Genomic DNA, 23,537 nt, shown 5'->3' with positions numbered 1-23,537 from the left:
CTACCTCCAGGCGGCGCGCTGCTGGCCGCAGTGGCCGTTGAACGATTGTCAGTGGAAATCGCGGCTCTTGTTGCTCTTGGCCAGCCGGCCGAGCAGCGGCGTGAGGTCCTTGAAGCCGGTGGCCACCAGGTGGCGCACCTCGCCGCCGCTGTCCACGTCGCGTTGCCAGGTGCCCTGCACCGCGAGCAGGTGCGACTTGAGCAGCGGCTCGCGCCAGGCCTCGACCACGTGGCTCCAGACGATCACGTTGACGTTGCCGGTCTCGTCTTCGAGCGTGACGAAGATGGTGTCCTTGGCGGTCTGCGGGCGCTGGCGTCCCATCACGATGCCGCAGGCGCGCACGGTCTGGCCGCTCGGCACCTCGCGCAGCTGTTCGGCGCTCGATAGCCGCATGCGCGCGAGCCGCGGGCGCAGCAGCGCCAGGGGATGGCGGCGCAGCGTGAAGCCCAGCGAGGCGTAGTCGCCCACGATCTCCTCGCCCTCGGGCGCGAGGGGCAGTTGCAGGGCCGCTTCGTGGATGGGCACGCCCTTGAGCAGCGCCGGCGCGCGGCGCTGTGCGGTGGCGTCCCACACCTGCTGGCGGCGGTGGCCCGAGAGCGTGATCAATGCATCGGCCGCCGCGAGCGCCGCCATGTCCTTGGCATCGAGTTCGGCGCGCAGGGCCAGGTCTTCGGTGCTGCTGAAGGCGGCCTCGGCGCGGGCTTCGAGGATGCGCTTCGCGCCGGCCTCGCTGAGGCTGGCGATGCGGCGCAGGCCGAGGCGCACGGCGGGTTGGCGGGGGTGGCCGAGGCGGGTGGCGAAGCGCGGGTTGACAGCGGGTGGCGCCTCCGCCGGCGACTCCAGGGTGCAATCCCATTCGCTCGCCGTCACATCCACCGGCCGCACCTCGACGCCATGGCGCCGCGCATCCTGCACCAGTTGCGAAGGCGAATAGAAGCCCATGGGCTGCGAGTCGAGCATCGCGGCCAGGAAGCAGGCGGGCTCGTGCAGCTTGAGCCAGCTGCTCACGATCACCAGCAGCGCGAAGCTCGCGGCATGGCTTTCGGGGAAGCCGTAGTCGCCGAAACCCAGCACCTGCTGGTAGATGGCTTCGGCAAAGGCGCGGTCGTACTCTCTGTCGACCATGCCCTCCACCAGCTTGTCGTGGAACTTGTCGATGCCGCCCTTGCGCTTCCAGGCCGCCATCGCGCGACGCAGGCGATCGGCCTCGTCGGGCGTGAAGCCGGCGGCGATGATCGCGATCTGCATCACCTGCTCCTGGAAGATCGGCACGCCCAGCGTGCGCTCGAGCGCGGGGCGCAAAGCTTCCTTCGCGTATTCGATGGGAATGCCTTTGCGCACCTTCTCGCGGTTCTTCAGGTACGGGTGCACCATGCCGCCCTGAATCGGCCCCGGCCGCACGATCGCAACTTCGATCACCAGGTCTTCATAAGTTCTCGGCTTGAGGCGCGGCAGCATCGACATCTGCGCCCGGCTCTCGATCTGGAACACGCCGATGGTGTCGGCATCGCAGATCATGTCGAACACGGCCTCGTCGTCGTTCGGTATCTGGTGCATTTGCAGCGCCGTCTTGTGCCAGCCGTTGACCATGGCCAGCGCGCGCCGGATCGCGCTCAGCATGCCGAGCGCCAGCACGTCGACCTTGAGCATGCCCATGGCCTCGAGATCGTCCTTTTCCCACTGGATGACGGAACGGTCCTTCATCGACGCGTTCTCGACCGGCACCAGGCGCGTGAGCTTGGTCTGCGTGAGCACGAAGCCGCCCACGTGCTGGCTCAGGTGGCGCGGAAAGCCCTTGAGCTGCTGCGTGAGCTCGATCCACTGGTACAGCTTCCGCATGTCTTCCCGCAGGTTCACGCGCTGCATCGCTTCTTCGAGGCGCTGGTCGAGCACGACGTGGTCGAACCAGTAGTGGTCCTTGGCGAACTCGTCGACGAGACGCGCATCGATGCCCAGCGCCTTGCCCACGTCGCGCAACGCGCTGCGCGAGCGGTAGCAGATCACGACCGCGGCGATGGCGGCGCGGTCGCGGCCGTATTTCTGGTAGATGTACTGGATCACCTCCTCGCGCCGCTGGTGCTCGAAGTCGACGTCGATGTCGGGCGGCTCGCGGCGCTCGCGACTCAAAAAGCGCTCGAACAGCAGGTGGCCGGTATCGGGGTCGATGGCGGTGATGCCGAGGCAGTAGCAGACGGCCGAGTTGGCGGATGAGCCGCGGCCCTGGCACAGGATGTCTTTGGAGCGTGCGAAATGCACGATGTCTTCGACGGTGAGGAAGAACATCTCGTAGTGAAGTTCGACGATCAGGTCGAGCTCGTGCTGGACCTGCGCTCGCACCTTCTGCGGAATGCCCGCGGGATATTTCACTCGCGCGCCCTCCCAGGTCTTGCGCACCAGCGTCTCGGCCGGCGTCTCGCCGCTCGCTACGCTCTCGAGCGGGTACTTGTAGTGCTCGCGGATCACGTCGAGATCGAAGCGGCAGCGCCGCGCGACTTCGAGCGTGTTGGCGAGCAGCTCGGCCGGATAGAGCTCGGCCAGGCGCAGGCGCGAACGCAGATGCCGCTCGGCATTGGACTGCAGCGCAAAGCCGCACTCCGCCACCGGCCTGCCTTCGCGCACGGCGGTGATCACGTCCTGCAGCGGCTTGCGCGAACGCACGTGCATGTGCACGTCGCCGGCCGCCACCAGCGGCACGCCGGTTTGCGCACTCGCCTGTTGCAAGGCGGCGAGCCAGAGGTCGTCGTCGAGCTCGTTCTGCAACTCGACCGCAATCCAGAGATGCCCCTCGAAAAGACGCGCGGCCTCAGCCACATCGGCGCAGAGCGCTGCAACATCGGGCATGGCGCCCGGCGTGCGCAGCGGCACGAAAAGAATTTCGCAATCGCGCAGCGAGGCCACGTCGCTTTGCGCCCAGCTCACGCGGTAGCTGCCCTTGGGCGCCGTGGTGCGCGCCGCGGTGATGAACTCGCAGAGATTGCCCCAGCCTTCGAGGTCGTGCGCGATCGTCACCAGCTTGAAGCGCTCGAACGCGAACTCGCTGCCGAACAGCAGCCGGAACGGATGTCGTTCCGTGGGGGCCAGCGTTTCGAGGTATTCCCTGAGCCCCTCGTGCGCGCGCACCACGCCGGCCACCGAGCATTCGTCGGTGATCGCGAGCGCCTCGTAGCCGAGGTCGTAGGCACGCTGCACCAGCTCTTCGGGGTGCGATGCGCCACGCTGGAAGCTGAAGTTCGTGATGCAGTGCAGTTCGGCATAAGAAGGCAGGCTCGGCGCCTGCAGCGGCTCGGGCTGCGACCGCCACGGCAGCGCATGCACCGTGGCCGAGGCCCGTGCGCGCTTCTGGATCTGCTTGTCGCTGAGTTCAGGCATACATGCCCTGCAGGTACCAGCGCGGCGCCTCGGAAGTGAAGCAGGACGAAGGCCGCTCGCGATAGATCCACACCAGGCCGGCCTTCGGGCTTTCCGCGATGTAGTAATCGCGCACCACGGGTTGGCCCTCGCCCCACCAGCCGGCCTCCACCCGCTGCGGCCCGACCAGCTTGCGCAGGCGGCCCTGGTAGCACGGGCGCTCGCCTTCCATGTCCAGCCGCAGGGGCTCGCGCAACAGCCACGATGGATAGAGCGCATCCGGCTGCGAGACAGGCGACGCATCGGCGCGCGCCTTGTGCAATGCGGGCTTCCACACCTGCTTGCATTCCGGCCGGTGATCGGCCTGTGCGACCGCGCGCAGCACCTGCTGCGCGCCCAGCCGCGCGCTGAGCCGCTCGACCAGCTCGTGCAGCTTGTCGCCCTTGCGGTTGTCTTCCGGCAGAAAGCTCGTGCTGGCGCCGGCCCAGGGCGTAGTCTCGATCGAGCGCAGGCGCAGCCAGCTGGCGGGCGCGGCCAGCGTCGTGAGCGCGAGCCGCTCGGCCAGAAGACGCCGCAGGTGCGCCATGTCCTGCGTGGGCTCGGCCGTGCGCACCGTGACCTGCTGGTGCGGCGGCAGGTCGACGCCGTTGAAGCGCCGGAGGTCGAGCGTCCATTGCAGTTCGAGCGCCACCGCGCCGCGCTGGCGCGCGGCGAGCCAGATCTGCAGCGCGCTGAGCAGGCGGTTGGCCGACCACATGAGTTCGGGCGCGCTTTCGGCCAGCGCGGGCAGCTCCAGCTTCTGCTCGAACGCGTCGGGCAGCGTGAGCCAGGCATGGCTTTCGGGGCGCAGGCCCCAGGCGGCATCGAGCGCTTCGCGCAGTTCCTTGCCGAAGCGGCGCGTGAGCCCGCCGCGCGGCAGCGCCGCCACGTCGCCCCAGGTGCGGCAACCCAGGTGCGCCAGCACGTCGAGGTGATCGCGCGCCGCGCTCAGCGTGTCGAGCGGCAGGTCGGAAGACGAGTCGCCCGGCGGCTCTTCGCCGCGCGCGAACATGCGCAGCCGTGCGAGCGCGATCAGGCTGGTCGCGCCCTGTGCCCGCTGCACGGGCACCGGCGCGGGATTGGTTCGCGCCAGCTCGCGCATCAGCGCCAGGCGCCCGCCCCAGAGCCGCTCGCAGGCCGAGACTTCGAGCAGCAGCGCCTCGTCGTCGACCCAGACGACGCGCGGCGTGAACTGCAAGGCCCACCAGCCGAGCGCCTCGAGGGGCGGCAACGGCAGCGCGGTATCGGAGAGGAGCTCAGGCGGCCAGCGCAATGCGATCCAGTGCATGGCCTTTCTCCTGGTGGAGGCCGAGGCGGACCACGGTCGCGCCCTCCGCCATCGGCTGCAACCCGCCCTCCTGCTGCCGCCGCAACTTGCGCCTGAGCTGGCTGGCCGCGAGCAGCGCCGTCATGCGTTCGCTGCGCGCCGGCAACCGGATGGGCGAAGCCAGCGGCGGGCCGCGGCGCTTGAGGATGTGGACGTCGATTTGCGCGCTGTCGTCCTCGCAGCTCGCCAACCGCAGGCGCAGCCGCGCCGGCGAGGTCGAATGGGCCGCCGCCTCGGGCCGGAACACGAACAGCAGGCTGTCGTGCTGCGCCGCCGCGAGCTGCAGCCGCCGCAGCTCGCCCACGCGCGCCTGCGGCAGCCAGGCCAGCACGGCGGCCATGTCGGCGCAGCGCAAGGCTTGTTCGCAGACCCACAGCCTGGCCGCCGATGCCTCGCAACGAACCCACAGCAGCGCCTCCACCGGCAAGCCGCGCGCCGCCAGCGCGGGGCCAAAGGGCTCCTGCGGTGCGCCGATCAAGACCACGGGGCCGGTGCCGCCCTGCACCGCCTGCGCCAGCGCAGGCAGCAGCAGTTGCCAGGCATGCGCCTCGGGCGCGGACTGCAGCAGCTCGGTCATCGCCCCCACCGGCCAGCCGCCGCCGGGCAGCTGCGCATCGAGCGCCGCATGGCCGGTGCCGATGACCTGCCCGTCGGCCAGGCCCAGCTCGTCCCCGCGCCAGACCTTGTGGCGCGCAGAAGAGGAAAAGGAGTCGAAGGAAGGGAGGCCCATGATGGATTGAATAACTGTATTTTTATATGGGGTATCCATTTAGCTCCAGCGCCCAGAGATATATGGATGCACATCCAGTAATCTACGCCACTTCCGCCGATTTGGGGATGTTGTCCACGACACCGCGATAGGTCAGCGGATCTGTGACGACGGCCTGCTCGAGCAGCCGGTAGAACAGCAGCCCTCGCGAGCGCGAGGCCCGGCGATTGAAGCGAAAGACGAATTCGTCGAGATAGGCGTCCAGGTGCGCCGGCTGCACGGCGCCCTGGTGCGTGCCCAGCACCCAGCGCTTGACCAGTGCGGCCACGCGGTGAACGCCGACCATGGAGACGTGCGCGGGAACGTCGGAGCCCAGATGGACAGTGCGCTGGTGCAAATAGCCCAGATCCGCGAGATCGCGGTAGGCGGCCGAGCCGTCGGTGCGCACCTGTGAGCCAGGCTCGATGTTGGCCAGCACGAAGGGGATGACCTGCTCGGTCGAGTCGTTCTGGATGCGCTCGAGCCGCAGCCGGCTGAAGCCCTTGGGCTCGTGCAGCTCCACGGCGATCACCACAAGTGTCTGGTGCGTCTGGCTTTTTCGACCCTTGCCCCGCCCGCGGGCGGCAAGCTGCTCGCGATCGCTGATGGCCAGATACGTCTCGTCGACCTCCACGATTCCGCTGAGCCGTTCGCGCTCGGGCCGCACCATCGCCCGGCGCAGGCGGTGCAGCATCGCCCAGGCCGTCTGGTAGCTGCCCAGGCCGAGCACGCGCTGCAGTCCGAGCGCGCTGACGCCATGCTTCTGGTTGGTGACGTACCAGGCGGCGGCCAGCCACACCCGCAGCGGCGTGCGGGTCTTCTCGAAGATGGTGCCCGCGGTCACCGTGCTCTGGGTCGAGCAGCTTCGGCACATCAGCCGTGCGCGGCTGGAGCGATAGGGCTCAGCGGCCACCCCGCAGCGCGGACACACGAAACCTTGCGGCCAGCGCAGCCGCTCCAGGTAGCCAAGACAGGCCTCTTCGGTGGCGAACCAGTCCAGGAACTGGTTCCAGTTGACCGGGTAGTCTTCTCCCGCCTTGGGGACTAATATATGGATGTCCATCCAGTGATGCTAGTCAAACTGGAGCTAAATGGATACCCCGTATTTTTATACAGTATTCTTGGGCCGTCTCAGGATTTTTTAATCCCCTGCCCTCCGCGCGCCTTCAAGACACGCTTGATCGATCTATATCCATTTGAATATACTCACGAAGCCGATCCGCTTTCTGGGCGACGCCCTCAAATGCTTGAAGGAATTTCCGCCGGATGCCCAACAAGATGCCGGTTATCAACTCGACAAGGTGCAGCGTGGCCCGCAGCCTGATGACTTCAAGCCCATGCCCGCGATCGGCAAGGGTGTCGAAGAACTCAGAGTTTGGGACAGCGCCGGCACCTATCGCGTCATCTACACCGCACGGATGGCTGACGCCGTGATCGCTCTGCACGCCTTCCAAAAGAAAACACAGGCCACGTCGCGACAGCACATCGAAACCGCACGACGCCGCTTTCAACAATGCATCAAGGAGCAAGCATGAACCGCCGGGCCGTTCCCAAGGCGAATACCGCAGCGCGCAGCGCGGAGGTGTATCCAATGAGCACCACCACTTACGCCAGCGTCTGGGATGCGATCGCCGACACGCCCGAGCAGGCAGCCAATCTCCGCACGCGCGCAGAGCTGATGCAAAAAATCGCGTCCATCGTGCAAGCAAATGGCTGGACTCAAACACAAGCCGCCACGCACTGCGGCATCACGCAGCCGCGCATGAACGACTTGCTGCGAGGCCGCGTATCCCGTTTTTCGCTCGACGCGCTGGTCAACATCGCGACCGCCATCGGGCGCCGCGTGCACGTCGAGCTGACGCTCGCCTGAGGCATGACCACCCGCCCCATCCCCTCCACCCAGGAAGCCCTCCCCGTCATCGGCTGCGGCACCTGGATGGGCTTCGATGTCGCCGCCGGCAGCGCCGAGCACCAGCGCCTGCCCGGCGTGCTCGATGCGCTGTTCGCCGCCGGCGGCAAGCTGATCGACAGCTCGCCAATGTACGGCCGCGCCGAGGCCGTGACCGGCGAGCTGCTGGCCGCGGCGAAACAGCGCGACAAGGCCTTCCTCGCCACCAAGGTCTGGACCAGCGGCCGCGAGGCCGGCATCGCGCAGATGGCGCAGTCCTTCCAGCGCCTGCGCACCGAACACATCGACCTGATGCAGGTGCATAACCTGGTCGACTGGCGCACCCACCTCGAAACGCTGCGCGGCTGGCAGGAGCAGGGCCGCGTGCGCTATCTCGGCATCACGCACTACACCTCATCGGCTTACGCCGAGGTCGAGGCCGTGCTGCGCGAGCAGAAGCTCGACTTCCTGCAGATCAACTACTCGCTCGATGCGCGCGAGGCCGAACAACGCCTGCTGCCGCTCGCGGCCGAGCGCGGCGTCGCGGTCATCGCCAACATGCCCTTCGGCGGCGGCAGCCTCATGCGCCGGCTGCGCGGCAAGCCCCTGCCCGGCTGGGCCGCCGAGATCGGCTGCGCGAGCTGGGCGCAGCTGTTGTTGAAGTTCGTGCTGAGCCACCCGGCCGTGACCTGCACCATCCCCGGCACCAGCCGGCCCGAGCACATGGCGGACAACGCGGCAGCCGGCACGGGCGGCTTTCCCGATGCCGCCTTCTGGCAGCGCCACGTGCACAGCATCGACCGCTGAGCTGCTACTCGAACTTCAGCTTGTGCTGCCTCACCGTCGCGCCGAAGGCGTCGTACTGCGTGCGAAAGAAAGCGGCGAACTTCTCCGGGCTCATGCCGTAGCCCTCGAAGCCCTGCTGCACGAGCTGCTCGCGCACTTCGGGCCGCGCCAGCGTGTTCTGCAGCTCGGTCGAAAGCCTGTCGGTGATCGCTGCAGGCAGCCCCGGCGGCCCGAAGAAGCCGGCCCACGGCGTGATGGTGAGCTTGCCCAGGCCCAGCTCGCTCGCCGTCGGCACCTCGGGCAGCAAGGCACTGCGCTGCGGCTGCAGCGTGACGAGGGCGCGGATGCGCCCTTCCTTCACGAAACCGGGTGCCAGGGTGCCGGTGGTGAACATCATGTGGATCTGCCCGCCCAGGAGATCGGTCATGGCCTGCATGTCGCCCTTGTAGCGCGCGTTGACCACCTTCCGCTGCTCGCCGAGCAACTGCAGCATGGCGAGTTCGGATGCGCTGTTGCTCGAGGCCGAGTTGTAGCCGCCGGGCCTGGCCGCGACCGCTGCCAGCAATTCGTTGACGCTCTTCGCCGGAAAATCCGAAGGCACCACGAGGAACATCGAGAACTGGCCGGCCGAGCTGATCGGCGTGAAGGCCTTGAAGGGGTCGTAGGGCGGGTTCGGCCGCAGCGTGGGCGCGGCCACCATCGCGGTGTTGGTGCCCATGAGCAGCGTGTAGCCGTCGGGCGCAGCGCTCGCCACCGCCTGCGCCGACAGGATGCCGTCGGCGCCGGGCCGGTTGTCGACGATCACCTGCTGCCCCAGCTGCTTCGACAAGCCCTGCGCGATGATGCGCGTGAGCGCGTCGGCGCCGCCGCCCGGCGCGAAGCCCACGATCAGGCGCACCGGTTTCTGCGGATAGCCGCCCGCACCCCAGGCTGCCGTCGCCGGCAGCGCCAGTGCGGCCCACTTCACGATGGTTCTGCGTTGCATGTCCGTCTCCTTAGGGCCTGTTAACACATGAATCACCCCTGCGCCGGGGCGGCAAGGGGTGCGGGGCTAGGCGCGGTCCTTGCCCGGGGTGATCCCCCGGGCAAGGACCGCAACGACGCCATGCGCGCCTTGCCGCCCCGGCCCTTCGGGTGGGGCCCCAGAGAGGGCCCACTCGTCGTTGCCAATGCTCACTGGGTGTGCAACCCAGTTCCGCTTGGCGCCTAGATTGGGCCCTCTCTGGGGCCCCACGCGGGGGTGATTCATGTGTTAACAGGCTCTAGTTTTCAGAAAAGATGCCGCACGCCGAACTCCAGCCCCGAGGAGCGGCGTCCCGGAATCAGCGCGGCCGGCGCGCCGCTGACCACGTAGCGCCCCAGTCCCTTGTTCGTCAGGCGCGCGTAGGTGCCATAGAGCGCCGTGCGTTTGGACAGCGTGTGCACATAGCCCAGGCCGAACTGCCGTGCATCGTTGCCGCTTTGCGCGGAGCGGTCGGCATTGCGCAAGATGTCGTCGCTGCAGTCGTCGAGGCGGGCGTAGCTCAGACGGATGCGTCCGACGCCGCCCACCGGGATGTGGGCGCCGATCTCCGCCGTGTTCTTGTGCACCGCGCCGGCGGCCAGCTTCACCGTCACGGCGTTGTAGAGCACGAAGAGTTTCGCGAAGCCGAGGTCCCACGATCCGCCGACGTTGGCATGCGTGTACTTGCCCATGGTGGCCGTGGTGAGCGCGCTGGTGCGCGTCACCGCCGCCGCGACGTCGAAGGGCCCGGACGCGAAGCCGATGCGCGCACCGGCGAAGTTGCCGTCGTGCTCGTTCGGCGCCGGCTGCGTGTTCTCCCCCATCCCCGCCATCGCCATGCCGTAGAAGCCGCCGAGCGATCTCGGCAGCCAGTAGCTCACCGTGTTGCTGCCGGCAATGGTGGTGGGCAGCGGACCCGTGCCCGTTCCCGCGAAGGTGAGGTTGCCTGCGCGGGCCACGCCGTTGGCGTTGAAGGGATCGAAGTAGATGCTGTTGTAGTGAGTGGGAATGAAGTCGCGGCCCAGCCGCACTTCGCCCCAGTCGCTGGACGAGAGGCTGACGTAGGACATGCGGTCGAAGGTCAGCAGGCCCGCGATCCCGGCGCCGCTGGCCTGGTTGTTGGTGTTGCTCGCGCGGCCCGTTCCGGTGTCGGGGTTGAGGCTGCCTTCGAGCCAGAAGCCCGCGGCCAGCCGGCCGCCGAGATCTTCCTGGCCGCGAAAGCCCAGCCGGCTGGTGGAAAGCCCGCCGTTCGACAGCGAAGTCAGCGAAACGCCGCCCGATGCGCTGCGCTGAACGCCGAGGTCCATCACGCCGAACACCGTGACACTGGATTGCGCATGGGCCGCGGTACCGGCCAGCCCGACGGCCGACCACAGCAACAGTCTCTTCATCTTTGTGTCTCCTGCTTTTCTCTTTGTTGAAAACTCGAAGGGCGGGCATGGCTGCGCCGCCGGGTGCGGACGTGTCCGTCCGCGCCAGGCCTGTGAACCGTGGGGTGGGCCGGGGTCTAGCCCGTGGGCTTCAGAGGTTCGCAGCGCACCAGCACTGCGCCTTGCGAGAGTGCGCCAACGTTGCGCCGGTATTGCTGCAGCCAGCCGGTGTCGTGCATCGGCGCCGGTGCCTGCCAGTTGGCGCGGCGCGCCTGCAGCTGCGCTTCGCTCAGATCGACGTCGAGACGGCGCTCGTCGAGGTCGATGGTGATCGTGTCGCCGTCGCGCAGCAGCCCCAGCGGACCGCCCAGCGCTGCCTCCGGCGATACCTCGGCCACCACCAGCCCCTTGCAGACCAGGCCCGAGAGATGGCCGTCGGTCAGCAGCGCGACCTCGTCGCCCAGCCCGGCACCATCGATCGCGAACACCACCCGCGAGGCGCCGCCGCCCATCGCGGGCCCGCCGCAGGCGCCGGCACCGCGCATCACCACCACCTGGCCGGGGCGGATGCTGCCCTGCTTCAGCGCCGCAATGGCCGCGTCCGCGCTCCAGAAGCACACGGCCGGGCCGGTGAAGCGGCGCACCTTGCGCGGGGTGATGCCGGTCTTGATGAGCCCCGATTCGGGTGCCAGGTTGCCACGCAGCAGCACGATGGCCGGAAGCGGCGCGACCGGGCGTTCGATGGGACGGATCACCTCCGCATCCGCCACCTCGGCACGCCGCAGGTTGTGCGCGACCGTGTCGCCGGTCACCGTCAACGCAGCGGCGTCGAGCAGCGGCTCGAGCTGCTTCATCAATGCGCGACAGCCGCCCGCGGCCTCGAACTGTTCGATGCTGTGCTCGCCGATCGGCCGCACGCCGGCGAGCACCGGCGTCGTCGGGCCGAGACGCTCGAACAGGCCGTAGACGTCGACACCGCACTGTCCTTCGGTCGCCACCGCCTGCAGATGCTTGGCCGTGTTGAGCGAGCCGCCGACGGCCAGCACCGCGCGCACCGCGTTGGCAAAAGCGCCGGGCCCGAGGATGTCGCGCGGCTTGAGGTCGTCCCACACCATCTGCACGATGCGCGTGCCCGCGGCGCGCACGTCGGCCATCATCTTCGGGCTCAGCGCCGCCACCGGCGCGCTGCCGGGCAGGGCCATGCCAAGCGCCTCGCAGACGATGTGCATCGAGTTCGCGGTGCCCAGGCCCGAGCACACGCCGGGTCCGCGGATCGCCTCGCGGCTCATGCCGACCAGCTCTTCCACCGGCAGCTTGCCGGTGACCGCATGCATCGCACCGATGAACACTTCCTCGATGTCCATGTGCCGGCCGCGGTACTCGCCGCTGGGCTGGTAGCCGCAGGGCACCAGCAGCGTGGGGATGTTCAGCCGCGCGGCCGCCATGAGCTGGCCCGGCACGGTCTTGTCGCAGGAGGTGAGGCAGACCATGCCGTCGAGCTGCGCGCCCTCGACCGCCACTTCGATGTCATTGGTCACCAGGTCGCGCGCGGCCAGCATGTAGGCGCCGCGCGCGCCGGCGCCGGTGATGAAGTCGCTCGGCGCCGCGGTGCGGATCTCGAAGGGCACGCCGCCGGCCGCGCGGATAGCGGTCTTGATCTCGGCCGCCACCTGGTCGAGATGGCTGAAGCAGGCCGCGAGCTCGGACGAGCTGTTGACGATCGCGATCTTCGGCTTCTCGCAGTCTTCCTCGGGAATGCCGAGCGCGCGCCAGTGCGCGTTGCGCACCGACCAGAGGTAGGAGCCGCGCGGGAAGTTGCTGCGCAGGGGGCGTGTCATGCGTGGTCTCCGGTCTTGTTCTTCTTCGTGACTTCGACGATGCCGCGTTCGGCATCGACGCGCACCCAGTCGCCGGTCGCTATGCAGTCGAGCGGGTCGCGGTCGAAATCGGTCAGTGAAGGCGCGTGCGTGACCACCGCGCCCAACGCGATCTTGGTGGTCATCTCGTTGAACAGCATCGCGGCCGGCGCCATGCCCATCAGCCGCGCGACATGGAACATCGCCGACCAGCCCGAGGACCCCTTGGCGCCCGGAAACACCAGCACCTTGCCGGCGAAGGACCGGCCGCGCAGTTCGTGCCGCGTCTCGATGACGGTGCCGGTGCGCGGATCGATGCCGCCCCAGCCCGAGATGCGCTCGCGCGTGACCAGGGCCTCGCCCTCCGCGACGCCGCCCACAACCTTGCGGCCACGCAAGGTCAACAAAGTCTCTTCGGCAACGACCGCGTTCATGCGTGGCTCCCGTTCCAGCGCCCGGTGCAGGCGGCGTCGATGCACTGCGCCGTGCTGCCGAACCAGGCCTCGACGCCGAGGATGGCGGGCAGATAGTGGGCCTGCTTGGCCGAGTCGAGCGCCACGGTCTTCGTGCCCTTGGGCACGGCGCGGCTCATGGCCGAGCAGCTGTCGGACATGAGGATGCCGCCCGCGTCCTCGATGATCTTGGTGTAGCCGTTGCGGTCGGCCAGCGACTTGATGGCGCGCGGCGTGAAGATCCAGAGTTCGCAGTTCTCGTGCACCTTGCGGCCCTCGATCAGCTGCGCGGCCTCCCAGATCTGCTCGATCGTGTAGTGCGGGCAGCCCAGCATCACGTACTGGACCTCGGCATCGCGGCCGGTGGCGTTGATCTTCTCGTAGGTGGCGCGGCGCTCGGCCTCGCCGTAGCGCAGCACCTCGACCGGCGCCTTGCCGCCGAGCGCCTGCTCCAGCGTCAGCGCCTCGGGCGTGATGCCGACGATGTGGTACATCTCGACGCCGCCCGAGGACGAGGCCGCCGCACCGAAATGCTTGAGCCGCGGCAGGTTCGGCACCCGGCCGATGCCGCGCCGGCTGTGGACCACCGGCACGCGCTCCTGCACGAGGTCACCCATGTAGTAGCCGAGCAGGCCCCAGTCCTCGACCGACTCGACCTCGATGTCGAGCTCCACCACGTGCGTGGCGCGGCGGTGCTCGTCGAGGTGGTAGCCCCAGTAGGGAATGCGGCCGGTCAGCATCGCGGCGCCGGTGCTTTCGCGGCCTTCGGTGTTGGTGCGTGCGCCCAGCACGGAGTTGCAATACACCACCGCCGACGACTCCATCCACGCGCAATGCTCGCCGCGCGTCGGGATGTTGCCGACCTGGTAGGGCGTGCAGGTGTTCATGATCTGCGCGCCGAGGCCGGCGGCGTGGCGTTCGCTCTTGGCGTAGAACTCGACGATCGCCTCGCTCACGCCCATGCGCTCGGGCTGCCCCGGATCGAAGCCGAGCTGCAGGTGGCTGGTGAAGGTCTTGAACTTCGGGATCGCCACCACCTCCTGGCTATCGAGGCTGAACTCGGAGAACACCGCGTCCATGCCGCCGCCTCGCTCCAGCGCGAAGTCGCGCTGGAAGGGCGTGGTCGAGGTGATGGTGGCGCAGACGTTGTGCGTTTCGACCAGGCGCTCGGCGCCGAGCGCTTCGCCGTAGCGCATCAAGAGGTCCATCGCCTTCTGCACGGCGGGGCCGTCGCGGCCGTCCCGCATGGCTTTCTCTTCATCGCTCAGGTGCATGGCCTGTGTCTCCTAGGGTTTGGGCACCGGCACGTGGCCGCCGATGTCGCGCGCGATGGACAGCGCAATGTCGTGCAGGCGCGGCGCGATCTCGTTGCGCAGCCGGTCTTCGCTGAAGACGAAGGCCGCGCCGCCGCCGTTGAGCGCCATGATCTCGTCGCCCGGCCCGATGAGAGGCACCGAGACCGAGTTGATCTCGCGGTGGAACTCGCCGAGCGACAGGCAGTAGCCGAGCCGCTTGGCCTCGTCGATCGCGCGCATCATGTTGGGCGCCATGCTGTCCCACTCCGGGCCGCGCAGCAAGCGCATCGAATCCAGCAGCTGCGTGCGCTGCGCCTCGGGCAGCGCCGACAGGTAGGCCCGGCCCAGCGCCGAATTGGGCAGCGGCGCGCGCGAACCGACGTCGAGCCGGGCCGAGAGCATCGACGAGCGGGGCCGGCAGGCCTCGATCAACACCATCTCCATGCCGTCGCGCACCGCCAGGTAGACCGATGCGCCCACCTCTTCGGCCAGCGCCTGCATGCTGGGCCGCGCGGCGGCGCGAACGTCGAGACTGCCGAGGAACACGCGCGCCAGCGACACCACGCCCGGCCCGAGCATGAAGCGATCGGCCGGCTGCGCCGCTTTGAGCATGCCCATCGCGAGCAGCGTCGCGACCAGGCGGTTGACGGTCGGCCGCGGGATGCCGGTGATGCGTGCGACTTCGGCATAGCCCAGCACCGGCCGCTCTTCGCTGAAGCAGCGCAGCACCGAGATGCCGCGCTCCAGTGCGCTGACGGTGTCCGAGCGGTCGGCGCGCTCGGAGGCGTTGAGGGAGTTGTCGTTGCGGTCTGCTGCTGGCATGGAAGAACCCTTGGTAAGAGTCTCCAATGTAGATGCGCTCGGGTTCATGGCCGGCGGACTCAGGCGACGGCCGTTTGCGGCGACGACGCCGCTGCGCTCTCGGCCGCGGCACCGCGCAGGTAGACGCCCTGGTTCAGCAAGGCCGCTTGCAGCGCATCGACAGGCACGGCCCGCGGCGCGATGCCGGCCCGCGATGCGAGCGCGGCCGCCACGCCCGCGGCCTGGCCCGTGATCCAGCACTGCGGAATCTCGCGCATGAAGCCGTGCGAGTTGCGGTCGCAGGAGATGTGGCGGCCACAGGCGAGCAGGCCGTCGAGCTGTTGCGGCACCAGGGCGCCGTAGGGGATCGAGATGTTGGGGAACTTGGGCGACACGGCCGGCGACACGCCCACCTCGTCGGCCAGCGCCCGGCCCTCGGGCCACTGGCTGCGCAGCACCGAACCCGCGCCGCTCAGGCGCCGCGCATGGCGCACGCCGATCTGCGGCGCGCTCAGCATCATGTAGGCACCCTCGAAGCCCGGCGCATGGGCGCGGAAGTAGTCGAGGTGCGCGGCCATCGCGCGGTGCGAGCGCACCTCCACGGCCGTCAGGTCGTCGACGTCGAGCGCCGAGTAGCCCGACTGGCGCGGCCCCATGAAGAGCGCGATGTCGTTGCGCCACGAGACGAAGGGCCGCTCGAACAGGCCGAGCCGCTCGCGCCCGCGCGCCATGAAGGCGGTGAACTGCTCGGGCTGGCCGGCCTTGAATTCGATCCAGCGGTCCATGTCGACGCCGCCGAACAGCCACGAGGTGTTCATGCAATGGTGGACATCGGCCTCCTCGATGTCGTTGACGTAGGCCGCGCCGGCGCGCGCGAACAGGTCGCCGTCGCCGGTGGCGTCGACCACCACGTCGGCCATGATGGCCATGCGCCCTTCCTTGCTCTCGAACACCACGCCCTTGACCGCGCCGTCCTGCACGATCGGCACCGCCGCCCACGAGTGGTAGATGAGCTTGACCTTGCGCTCCAGCACGATCTCCTGCGACAAGAGCTTGAGCCGCTCGGGATCGATGGTCGGCGACCAGGTGACGACGCCGTGGTAGGCGGCCGTGCGCTGCGACCAGTGCGCGGCCTTCGCGGTGTCCTGCGAGCCCCAGTCGCCGCGCGAGGGGCCGGCGACCGCGTCGGCCGGCAGGCGGTCAAACAGCTCTTCCGCGAAGCCGCGGATCACGAGTTGGCCTTCCCAGTCGGTCATGCGGTCGATCCAGATCACGAGGCCGCCGGTGGAAAGACCGCCCAGGTGGTTGTAGCGCTCGAGCAGCGCGACATCGGCGCCCTGTTTGGCCGCTGCGGCCGCCGCCGCCGTGCCCGAAGGTCCGCCGCCGACGACCAGCACGCCGCAGCGGTGGTAGATCGGAATGTTCTTGCCGGGCTCCGCCCACATGCCGTGGTCGGGCCGCTGGATGCGCTTGTCGCGATCGAAGATGTCGGAGCTCAAGATGCGCTCGTCGGTGCGGACCACAGTTTTCATGGATTCAGATGCTTGGATGGAGCGTCGTATTTTGGACATACAGATCATTTAACAAACATTTAAGGTCGTTAATACGGGTATACCCTGTCAATTATTCATTATTAATGAGTCGATAGTCCGTTTAACGGATTAATTGAACAAGGAGACAAGCATGGACGCGTTCCTCAGCGCCCGCCGTGCCGGGATCGTGCTGGCCGGCATCGCGCTGCTGGGCCTGGCGCCGCTGGCCATGGCGCAGGACTTCCCGGCCAAGGGCAAGCCGATCCGCATCGTGGTCGGCTTCACCGCCGGCGGCGGCACCGATGCGCAGGCGCGCATCGTGGCGCAGAAGCTCGGCGAGCTGCTGGGCACCAGCGTGATCGTCGACAACAAGCCCGGCGCCAGCACCATGCTGGCCGCCAGCGAAGTCGCGCGCGCCCTGCCCGACGGCCACACCCTGCTCTACGCGCCCTCGTCGACCATGGCGCAGAACCCGCACACGCTGTCGCAGGTGCCCTACGACCCCTTCAAGGACTTCACGCCGATCTCGATGGGCGGCCGCGGCCCGCTGGTGCTCTCGGTGAGCAGCAGCGTGCCGGTGAACAACGTGCGCGAGCTGGTGGCCTACGTCAAGGCGCGTCCGGGCACGGTGAGCTATGCCTCCTTCGGCGCCGGCACCTCCTCGCACATCTATGGCGAGGCCTTCGTCCAGAAGACAGGGCTGGACGCGGTGCACATTCCCTACAAGGGCGGCTCGGACGCGGCGAAGGACCTGATCGGCGGCCGCGTGCAGTACATGTTCGACTCGGCCTCGTCGGCGGTCATCACTTCCGGCACCGGCAAGGTGAAGATCCTCGCCGTCGCAGCGGCAGCGCGCATCGCGGCCTTGCCGGATGTCCCGACCCTGGCCGAGCAGGGCGTGGCCGGGCTCGACCTGCCGAGCTGGCTCGGCTTCTACGGACCGGCGCAGATGCCGGCGCCGGTGGTTGCCAAGCTCAACGCGGCGCTGACGCAGGTGCTGGCCATGCCGCAGGTGCGCGACTTCTACCGCACCGGCGGCTACGAGGCCGGCGCCACCACGCCCGCCGAGTTCGCCAGCATCACGCGCGCCACCTACGAGCGCTGGGGCGACATGGTCAGGCAGGTGGGGCTCGCGAAGCAATGAGCGCCACGCCGGGCCGCCCCAAGCAAGCTCGCTCCCGCTTGGCGGGAAGGCGCGCAGCGCCAAGGGGGCTCCAATGCGCCGGCATCGCGCGCCGCCGGGTCCTGGCATGGCTGGCGGGCGCGGGCGCCTTCGCCGCGCTGGCCCAGACACCGGCGTTCCCGGAAAAAGGAAGAACCATCCGCATCGTGCTCGGCCTGGCCGCGGGCGGCGCATCGGATGCACAGGCACGCTTCGTCGCCAGCAAGCTCACCGAGGTGCTGCAGACGCCGGTGATCGTGGAGAACCGGCCCGGCGCCAGCTTCATCCTGGCCACCGAGGAAGTGATCCGCGCCGCGCCCGACGGCTACACGCTGATGTACGCGCCCTCCTCCGTGGTGGCGCAGAACCCGCAGACGCTGGCGCAGGTTCGCTACGACCCCTTCATGGACCTGACGCCGATCTCGCTCGGCGCGCGCGGACCGCTGGTGCTGACCGTGCATGCCAGCGTGCCGGCGAAGAACGTGCAGGAACTCGTCGCCTACATCAAGGCCAATCCCGGCAAGCTGGGCTATGCCTCCTTCGGCACCGGCACCTCCTCGCACATCTACGGCGAGGCCTTCGCGCGCCAGGCCGGACTGGACGTGGTGCACGTGCCCTACAAGGGCGGCGCCGATGCGGCGAAGGATTTCCTGGCGGGTCGCGTGCAGTACTACTTCGACGCCGCGCCCAATGCCATCCAGAACGCGGCAACGGGCAAGGTCCGGATGCTGGCCGTGGCCGCACCGCGCCGCAGCCCGATGCTGCCCGACGTACCCACCATGACGGAACAAGGCGTGCGCGGCCTGGACATGGCGAGCTGGCTCGGCTTCTACGGCCCGGCGCGCATGCCCGGGCCGGTCGTGGCCCGCCTCAACGCGGCATTGACGCAGGTGCTGGCCATGCCCGCCACGCGCGAGTTCTTCCGCCAGGGGGCCTACGAAGCCGAGGCCTCGAGCCCGCAGCAGCTGGCCGAACTCACGCGCACGACTTACGACCAGTGGGGCGACATCATTCGCAGGCTGGGGCTGACGAAGCAGTAACTCAGGCAAAGAAGCGCAGCAGCAGCGCATTCACCTCGGCCGCGCGCTCGTACTGCACCCAGTGGCCCGCGCCGTCGACCACCGCGCCCTCGCGCTGAGGATGGCCGGCCGTGAGCTGCGCAACCAGCGGCCGCGAATCGGCCGTCACGTCGTGTTCGCCCCAGACCAGCAATTGCGGCCCGCCGAGCGCGTCGAGCGCGGCCTGCAGCCCGCCCGCCATCGAGACTTCCTTGCTGCGAAAGCGCGTGCCGTGGCAGGACACGTCATGGATGGCGAAGGCCAGCGCATCGATGGCCGAGGGCTCGTGCAGCATCAGCGCGCCGAGGTTGTGCAACAGCGCAGCGCGCTCTTCCTCGCGGTCCTTGGCGGCGCGCCAGTTGATCATGTCGACCGTCATGCGACGCATCGTTCCGTGCCCGCCGCTGCCCATCAGGGCCAGGCGCCGGATGCCGCCGCGCCGGAGTGCGAACTTCGCCGCCACCAGGCCGCCGAAGGAGAAGCCACCGAGGTCGATCTCGGTCTGCGCGCCGATCAGGCTGTCGAGCGTGGCGACCATTGCATCGAGCGAGGGCCCCAAGGCCTCCTGGCCCGGCGCGGGCCGCGGCGGCGTGTCAGAGTCGTTGAAGCCCGGCATGTCGGGCAGCCACAGCGTGTGCGCGGCCGACAGCGCCTCGATATTGCGCAGCCAGTGCATCCAGCTGCCATGGCCGCCATGCAGCAGCACCAGCGGCGGGCCGTCGCCGAAGCGGCGCCAGCGCACGCGCAGGCCGTCGTGCAAGGCATCGTGATGAACGGACAGCGCGTCGGTGCGCGCAATCAGCCGATGCGCCTGGGCATCGGCCACGGGGTCGAAAGTGTGGAGATCTGGCACCGGCACATTGTGCCGGCGTCGATCAAGCCGCGTCGCCGGCCGCCGCACCGAAGCGGTAGCTCGACACCGCGATGCCGCCCATGAAGGCGTCCTCGTGGTAGATGCGCTTGCCGGTGTCCTGCTCGGCGGCGCCGACCGCGACCATCAGCGGGATCAGGTGCTCTTCGCGCGGATGCGCAATGCGAGCCGCGGGCGCCTGCGACCAGTCGAGCAGGCGCTCGGCCCGCTGCGCCGGCGCCGCATCCACGGTCGCGGCCAGCCAGTCGTCGAAGGCCTTCGACGGCTCATGCGCCTGCGGACCGAAGTTGCGCAGGTTGTGATAGCTCAGGCCGCTGCCGACGATCAGCACGTTCTCGTTGCGCAGCGTCGCGAGCGCCCGGCCCAGCGCCAGGTGCTCGGCCGGATCGAGGCCGCGCTTGAGCGACAGCTGCACCACCGGCACGTCTGCCTTCGGATAGATCGCGGCCATCGGCGAGAACATGCCGTGGTCGAAGCCGCGTTCCGGATCCAGGCTCGCGGGCAGCCCGGCGGCCTCGATCAGCCCCTGCACGCGCCGCGCGAGCTCGGGCGAACCGGGCGCGTCGTAATGCACGTGGTAGGTGTGCTCGGGGAAGCCGCCGTAGTCGTAGATCATGGGCGGCTTGGGGTTGCCCATCACGGTGAACGCCGGCGCTTCCCAGTGCGCCGAGATCATCAGGATGGCGTCGGGCCGGCGGCCGATCTGGCGCGGCATGTCGGCCAGCGCGGCTTCGAGCTGGGCATAGGCATCGCCCATTTCCTTCTTCATCCACGGCCAGGGGCCGCCGCCGTGGGAGATGAAATAGGTGGGAAGGGTTTGCGTGGTCATGAGTGCCAGTCTAGAGATTTCCCTTCGAGAAATCGATAGGCTAGGATTCATCGAATCGTTTCTCTGCAGGAAATCAACCATGGACCGGCTGACCAGCCTGCGCGTGTTTCGCGACGTCGTCGAATTGGGCAGCTTCGTCGCCGCGGCCGAGCGCCTGGGCGTCTCGGCGCCGATGGCCAGCAAGCACGTGGCGCAGCTCGAGAAGTCGCTCGGCGCGCGCCTGCTGCATCGCTCGAGCCGGCATCTGAGCCTGACCGAAGCGGGCCAGGCCTGGTACGAGCAGAGCCGGCGCGCGCTCGACCTGCTCGATGCGGCCGAGGCCGCGATCGGCCAGAAGAACGAGGCGCCGCGCGGCCAGCTCAAGGTCAGCGCGCCCGTGTGGTGCGCCACGCCGCGCATTGCCCGCGTGCTGGCCGATTACCGCGAGCGCTTTCCGGAAGTGCTGGTCGACATGCACCTGGAGAACCGCAAGGTCGATCTCGCGGCCGACGGCTACGACCTCGCGCTGCGCGCGACGCAGGAGCCCTCGCCGGCGCTCATCGCGCGACCGCTGTGCCGCCTGCAGTTCCACCTGGTCGCCGCGGCCGACTACCTCGCGCGCGCCGGCGTACCTGCCGTGCCGGCCGACCTGGCGAAGCTCGGCGCCATCGTGCCGAGCTACGTCAATATCGAAGGGCTCGCGCTCAAGGGGCCGGGCGGGCGGCAGGTGCCGCTCAGGCTGCAACCGGTGATGAAGTCCGACGACACCACGCTCACACTGCATGCGGTGCGCGCGGGGATGGGCATGTCCTTTCTGCCCGAGTGGCTCATCGATGACGACCTGGCTGCCGGACGGCTGGTGCGCCTGGTGCCCGACTACACCGCGCCGGCGGTGACGCTGTTCGCCGTCTACACCAGCCGCCAGTACATGGCGCCCAAGATGCGCAGCTTCATCGACTTTCTGGGAGAGCGCTTGTCGGGGCGATAGGCGTTCGCTCTGGCCTGGCGCGAGCAGCGCAGGGAAGCCCGAAGGGCCGGTGACGTCGGCCGGCGCAGGGCACACCGCCCGCCTCCGCACCCATGGCACACCCATAGGCCTTGCGCATGCACAAGCACCTGCCCGCCGTTACAGTGGCGCCTCACTGGAGACAGCCCGACTTGTTCCGCTACTTCGAAAAACTGCTTCATCCCTATCCCCCCGCCGAACCCGCACTGCCGCCACTCGGCTTCTTCGCCTTTCTCTGGGCCTGCACCGAAGGCCTGCGCGGCAAGATCCTCGCCATGGCGCTGTTCACGGCCGCGATGTCGGCCTTCGAGGCGCTGCTGTTCGCGATGCTCGGGCGCATCGTCGACTGGCTCGGCGGCCAGGTGCCGGCCCGGCTGTGGGAAGAGCGCGGCGACACGCTGATGTGGCTGGGCGCGGCCCTGGTCGCCAGCATCGCGGTGGTGGCGCTGCAGACCGTGGTCAAGCACCAGACGCTGGCGGTCAACCTGCCGATGCGGCTGCGCTGGAACTTCCACCGCCTGATGCTGGGCCAGAGCATGGCCTTCTACCAGGACGAGTTCGCGGGCCGCATCACGGCCAAGGTGATGCAGACCGCGCTGGCCGTGCGCGAGACCGTGTTCGTGCTGGCCGACGTGCTGGTGGCCATGGGCGTCTACGTCGCGACCATGATCGTGCTCGCGGCCGTGCTCGACCCGCAGCTGATGCTGCCCTTCGTGATCTGGCTCCTGCTCTACATCGCCACGCTCGTCTTCTTCGTGCCTCGGCTCGGCGAGATCGGCAAGGCGCAGGCCGATGCGCGCGCCATGATGACCGGCCGCGTGACCGATGCCTACACCAACATCGCCACCGTCAAGCTGTTCTCGCACACCCAGCGCGAGGCCGGCTTCGCGCGCGCGGCGATGAAGGAATTCATGATCACCGGCTACGGCCAGATGCGGCTGGTGAGCGCCTTCGAGATCGCCAACCACACGCTCAGCATGGGCCTGACTGCCGGCATGGCAGGCACGGGCCTCTGGCTGTGGTCGCAGGGCGCGGTCGGCGTCGGCGCGGTGGCCGCGGCGACCGCGATGGCGCTGCGGCTGCAAGGCATGTCGCACTGGATCATGTGGGAGATGACCAGCCTGTTCGAGAACATCGGCACGGTGCAGGACGGCATGAAGACGCTGTCGCGCCCGCGCACCGTGCTCGATGCGCCCGATGCCGCCGTGCTTGCCGTGCCACGTGGCGAAGTGCGCTTCGATCATGCGAGCTTCCGCTACGCCGACGGCGGCCGCCGCGTGATCGACGACCTCACGCTCACCGTCGCGCCCGGCGAGAAGATCGGCCTGGTCGGCCGTTCGGGCGCCGGCAAGTCGACGCTGGTGAACCTGCTGCTGCGCTTCCACGATCTCGAAAGCGGCCGCATCCTGATCGACGGCCAGGACATCGCGCACGTGACGCAGGATTCGCTGCGCACGCACATCGGCATGGTCACGCAGGACACCTCGCTGATGCACCGCTCGGTGGCCGACAACATCGCCTACGGCCGGCCCGACGCGAGCGCGGAGGCGATCCGCGCGGCGGCCGAACGCGCCGAGGCGCACGACTTCATCCAGACGCTGGGCGACCCGAACGGCCGCCGCGGCTACGAGGCGCACGTGGGCGAGCGCGGCGTCAAGCTGTCGGGCGGCCAGCGCCAGCGCGTCGCGATTGCGCGCGTGATGCTGAAGGACGCGCCGATCCTGCTGCTCGACGAAGCCACCAGCGCGCTCGACTCCGAGGTCGAGGCCGCGATCCAGGCCAGCCTGTACCGCCTGATGGAAGGCAAGACCGTGATCGCAATCGCGCACCGGCTCTCGACCATCGCGGCCATGGACCGGCTGATCGTGCTCGACGAGGGCCGCGTGGTCGAACAGGGCGACCACCGCACGCTGCTGGCGCGGGGCGGGCTCTATGCGCGGCTGTGGGCGCATCAGAGCGGCGGCTTCCTGGGAGATGGTGACGACGAGTAAAAGAAGGCCAAAGGCTTTCCGGCGAGTCCTACAGTGCGCGAAGACAGCCGACTACAGCTTGAAATCCTGTGCCTGTCACCCTGGAATCGTCTTCAACAAGAGGAGTCCTCGCCGTGAATTCCATCATCTACATCGTTGGGCTGGTCGTGGTCGTGGTCGCCGTGCTCTCCTTCTTCGGCCTTCGCTGAGATAAACA

Annotated in this window: 20 protein-coding genes; 7 read left to right on the top strand and 13 right to left on the bottom strand. The window is 68.7% G+C overall.

Annotation, left to right across the window (positions count from 1 at the left end):
- Positions 1–48 precede the first annotated feature (48 nt).
- From ACSQ9I_RS12155 to ACSQ9I_RS12140, 4 genes are all read right to left on the bottom strand, one after another.
- Positions 49–3,369 carry an error-prone DNA polymerase gene (locus ACSQ9I_RS12155; protein ID WP_436313323.1) on the bottom strand — a complete coding sequence of 1,107 codons (3,321 nt, stop codon included), beginning with the start codon at positions 3,367–3,369 and terminating at the stop codon, positions 49–51.
- Complete coding sequence (locus tag ACSQ9I_RS12150; RefSeq protein ID WP_093109289.1) at positions 3,362–4,675, bottom strand: Y-family DNA polymerase; 1,314 nt, start codon at positions 4,673–4,675, stop codon at positions 3,362–3,364. The genes ACSQ9I_RS12155 and ACSQ9I_RS12150 overlap by 8 nt, the downstream gene beginning before the upstream one ends.
- Positions 4,644–5,444, bottom strand: coding sequence for a translesion DNA synthesis-associated protein ImuA (imuA, locus tag ACSQ9I_RS12145; protein ID WP_436313322.1), 801 nt, complete (start codon positions 5,442–5,444; stop codon positions 4,644–4,646). Before imuA ends, ACSQ9I_RS12150 begins: the two co-directional genes overlap by 32 nt.
- A gap of 82 nt (positions 5,445–5,526) precedes the next feature.
- Positions 5,527–6,525 (bottom strand): IS1595 family transposase, encoded by a 999-nt coding sequence (locus ACSQ9I_RS12140; RefSeq protein WP_436313321.1) that lies wholly within the window; start codon positions 6,523–6,525, stop codon positions 5,527–5,529.
- A gap of 133 nt (positions 6,526–6,658) precedes the next feature.
- Here ACSQ9I_RS12140 and ACSQ9I_RS12135 point away from each other — a divergent pair, with 133 nt between their 5' ends.
- From ACSQ9I_RS12135 to ACSQ9I_RS12125, 3 genes are read left to right on the top strand one after another with little or no spacing between them, the layout of a single operon-like run.
- A complete protein-coding gene (locus ACSQ9I_RS12135) occupies positions 6,659–6,997 on the top strand; it encodes a type II toxin-antitoxin system RelE/ParE family toxin (RefSeq protein ID WP_436313320.1) in 339 nt (112 codons plus the stop codon).
- Positions 6,994–7,332: a helix-turn-helix domain-containing protein gene (locus ACSQ9I_RS12130; RefSeq protein ID WP_436313319.1), complete on the top strand. Its 339-nt coding sequence runs from the start codon at positions 6,994–6,996 to the stop codon at positions 7,330–7,332. Before ACSQ9I_RS12135 ends, ACSQ9I_RS12130 begins: the two co-directional genes overlap by 4 nt.
- A gap of 3 nt (positions 7,333–7,335) precedes the next feature.
- Positions 7,336–8,157, top strand: coding sequence for an aldo/keto reductase (locus ACSQ9I_RS12125; protein ID WP_436313318.1), 822 nt, complete (start codon positions 7,336–7,338; stop codon positions 8,155–8,157).
- A gap of 4 nt (positions 8,158–8,161) precedes the next feature.
- Here ACSQ9I_RS12125 and ACSQ9I_RS12120 read toward each other — a convergent pair whose 3' ends face one another.
- The 7 genes from ACSQ9I_RS12120 to ACSQ9I_RS12090 form a co-directional block, all read right to left on the bottom strand.
- Positions 8,162–9,121, bottom strand: a complete 960-nt coding sequence (locus tag ACSQ9I_RS12120) for a Bug family tripartite tricarboxylate transporter substrate binding protein (protein ID WP_093109293.1) — start codon at positions 9,119–9,121, stop codon at positions 8,162–8,164.
- Between the two features lie 284 nt (positions 9,122–9,405).
- Positions 9,406–10,530, bottom strand: coding sequence for a porin (locus ACSQ9I_RS12115; RefSeq protein WP_436313317.1), 1,125 nt, complete (start codon positions 10,528–10,530; stop codon positions 9,406–9,408).
- A 116-nt stretch (positions 10,531–10,646) separates the two neighbouring features.
- Positions 10,647–12,347, bottom strand: coding sequence for a dihydroxy-acid dehydratase (locus ACSQ9I_RS12110; RefSeq protein WP_436313316.1), 1,701 nt, complete (start codon positions 12,345–12,347; stop codon positions 10,647–10,649).
- Entirely contained in the window at positions 12,344–12,799 is a 456-nt protein-coding gene (locus ACSQ9I_RS12105) for an aconitase X swivel domain-containing protein (RefSeq protein WP_436313315.1), read from the bottom strand. The genes ACSQ9I_RS12110 and ACSQ9I_RS12105 overlap by 4 nt, the downstream gene beginning before the upstream one ends.
- Entirely contained in the window at positions 12,796–14,091 is a 1,296-nt protein-coding gene (locus ACSQ9I_RS12100) for an aconitase X (protein WP_436313314.1), read from the bottom strand. Before ACSQ9I_RS12100 ends, ACSQ9I_RS12105 begins: the two co-directional genes overlap by 4 nt.
- Positions 14,092–14,103: 12 nt before the next feature.
- Positions 14,104–14,934 (bottom strand): IclR family transcriptional regulator, encoded by an 831-nt coding sequence (locus ACSQ9I_RS12095; RefSeq protein WP_093109298.1) that lies wholly within the window; start codon positions 14,932–14,934, stop codon positions 14,104–14,106.
- Between the two features lie 59 nt (positions 14,935–14,993).
- Positions 14,994–16,445 carry an FAD-dependent oxidoreductase gene (locus ACSQ9I_RS12090; RefSeq protein ID WP_436313313.1) on the bottom strand — a complete coding sequence of 484 codons (1,452 nt, stop codon included), beginning with the start codon at positions 16,443–16,445 and terminating at the stop codon, positions 14,994–14,996.
- A 151-nt stretch (positions 16,446–16,596) separates the two neighbouring features.
- Between ACSQ9I_RS12090 and ACSQ9I_RS12085 the strand changes: the two genes are divergently transcribed.
- Together ACSQ9I_RS12085 and ACSQ9I_RS12080 are read left to right on the top strand one after the other, a co-directional pair.
- Positions 16,597–17,589: a Bug family tripartite tricarboxylate transporter substrate binding protein gene (locus ACSQ9I_RS12085; RefSeq protein WP_436313312.1), complete on the top strand. Its 993-nt coding sequence runs from the start codon at positions 16,597–16,599 to the stop codon at positions 17,587–17,589.
- Positions 17,586–18,647 carry a Bug family tripartite tricarboxylate transporter substrate binding protein gene (locus ACSQ9I_RS12080; RefSeq protein ID WP_436313311.1) on the top strand — a complete coding sequence of 354 codons (1,062 nt, stop codon included), beginning with the start codon at positions 17,586–17,588 and terminating at the stop codon, positions 18,645–18,647. Before ACSQ9I_RS12085 ends, ACSQ9I_RS12080 begins: the two co-directional genes overlap by 4 nt.
- Position 18,648: 1 nt before the next feature.
- Here the strand turns inward: ACSQ9I_RS12080 and ACSQ9I_RS12075 are convergent, their stop codons facing one another.
- On the bottom strand, positions 18,649–19,518 hold the full coding sequence (locus ACSQ9I_RS12075) for an alpha/beta fold hydrolase (protein ID WP_436313310.1): 870 nt from the start codon (positions 19,516–19,518) through the stop codon (positions 18,649–18,651).
- A gap of 22 nt (positions 19,519–19,540) precedes the next feature.
- A complete protein-coding gene (locus tag ACSQ9I_RS12070; RefSeq protein WP_436313309.1) occupies positions 19,541–20,365 on the bottom strand; it encodes a DODA-type extradiol aromatic ring-opening family dioxygenase in 825 nt (274 codons plus the stop codon).
- A gap of 79 nt (positions 20,366–20,444) precedes the next feature.
- Between ACSQ9I_RS12070 and ACSQ9I_RS12065 the strand changes: the two genes are divergently transcribed.
- Positions 20,445–21,332, top strand: a complete 888-nt coding sequence (locus ACSQ9I_RS12065) for a LysR family transcriptional regulator (protein ID WP_436313308.1) — start codon at positions 20,445–20,447, stop codon at positions 21,330–21,332.
- Between the two features lie 170 nt (positions 21,333–21,502).
- Positions 21,503–23,341, top strand: coding sequence for an ABC transporter ATP-binding protein (locus tag ACSQ9I_RS12060; protein ID WP_436313307.1), 1,839 nt, complete (start codon positions 21,503–21,505; stop codon positions 23,339–23,341).
- Positions 23,342–23,537 lie beyond the last annotated feature (196 nt).

The organism is Variovorax sp. LjRoot84 (genome assembly GCF_964254305.1).
Taxonomy (GTDB): domain Bacteria; phylum Pseudomonadota; class Gammaproteobacteria; order Burkholderiales; family Burkholderiaceae_C; genus Variovorax.
Note: the sequence above shows the minus strand (reverse complement) of the source record. Positions and strands in the feature narration are given on the sequence as shown.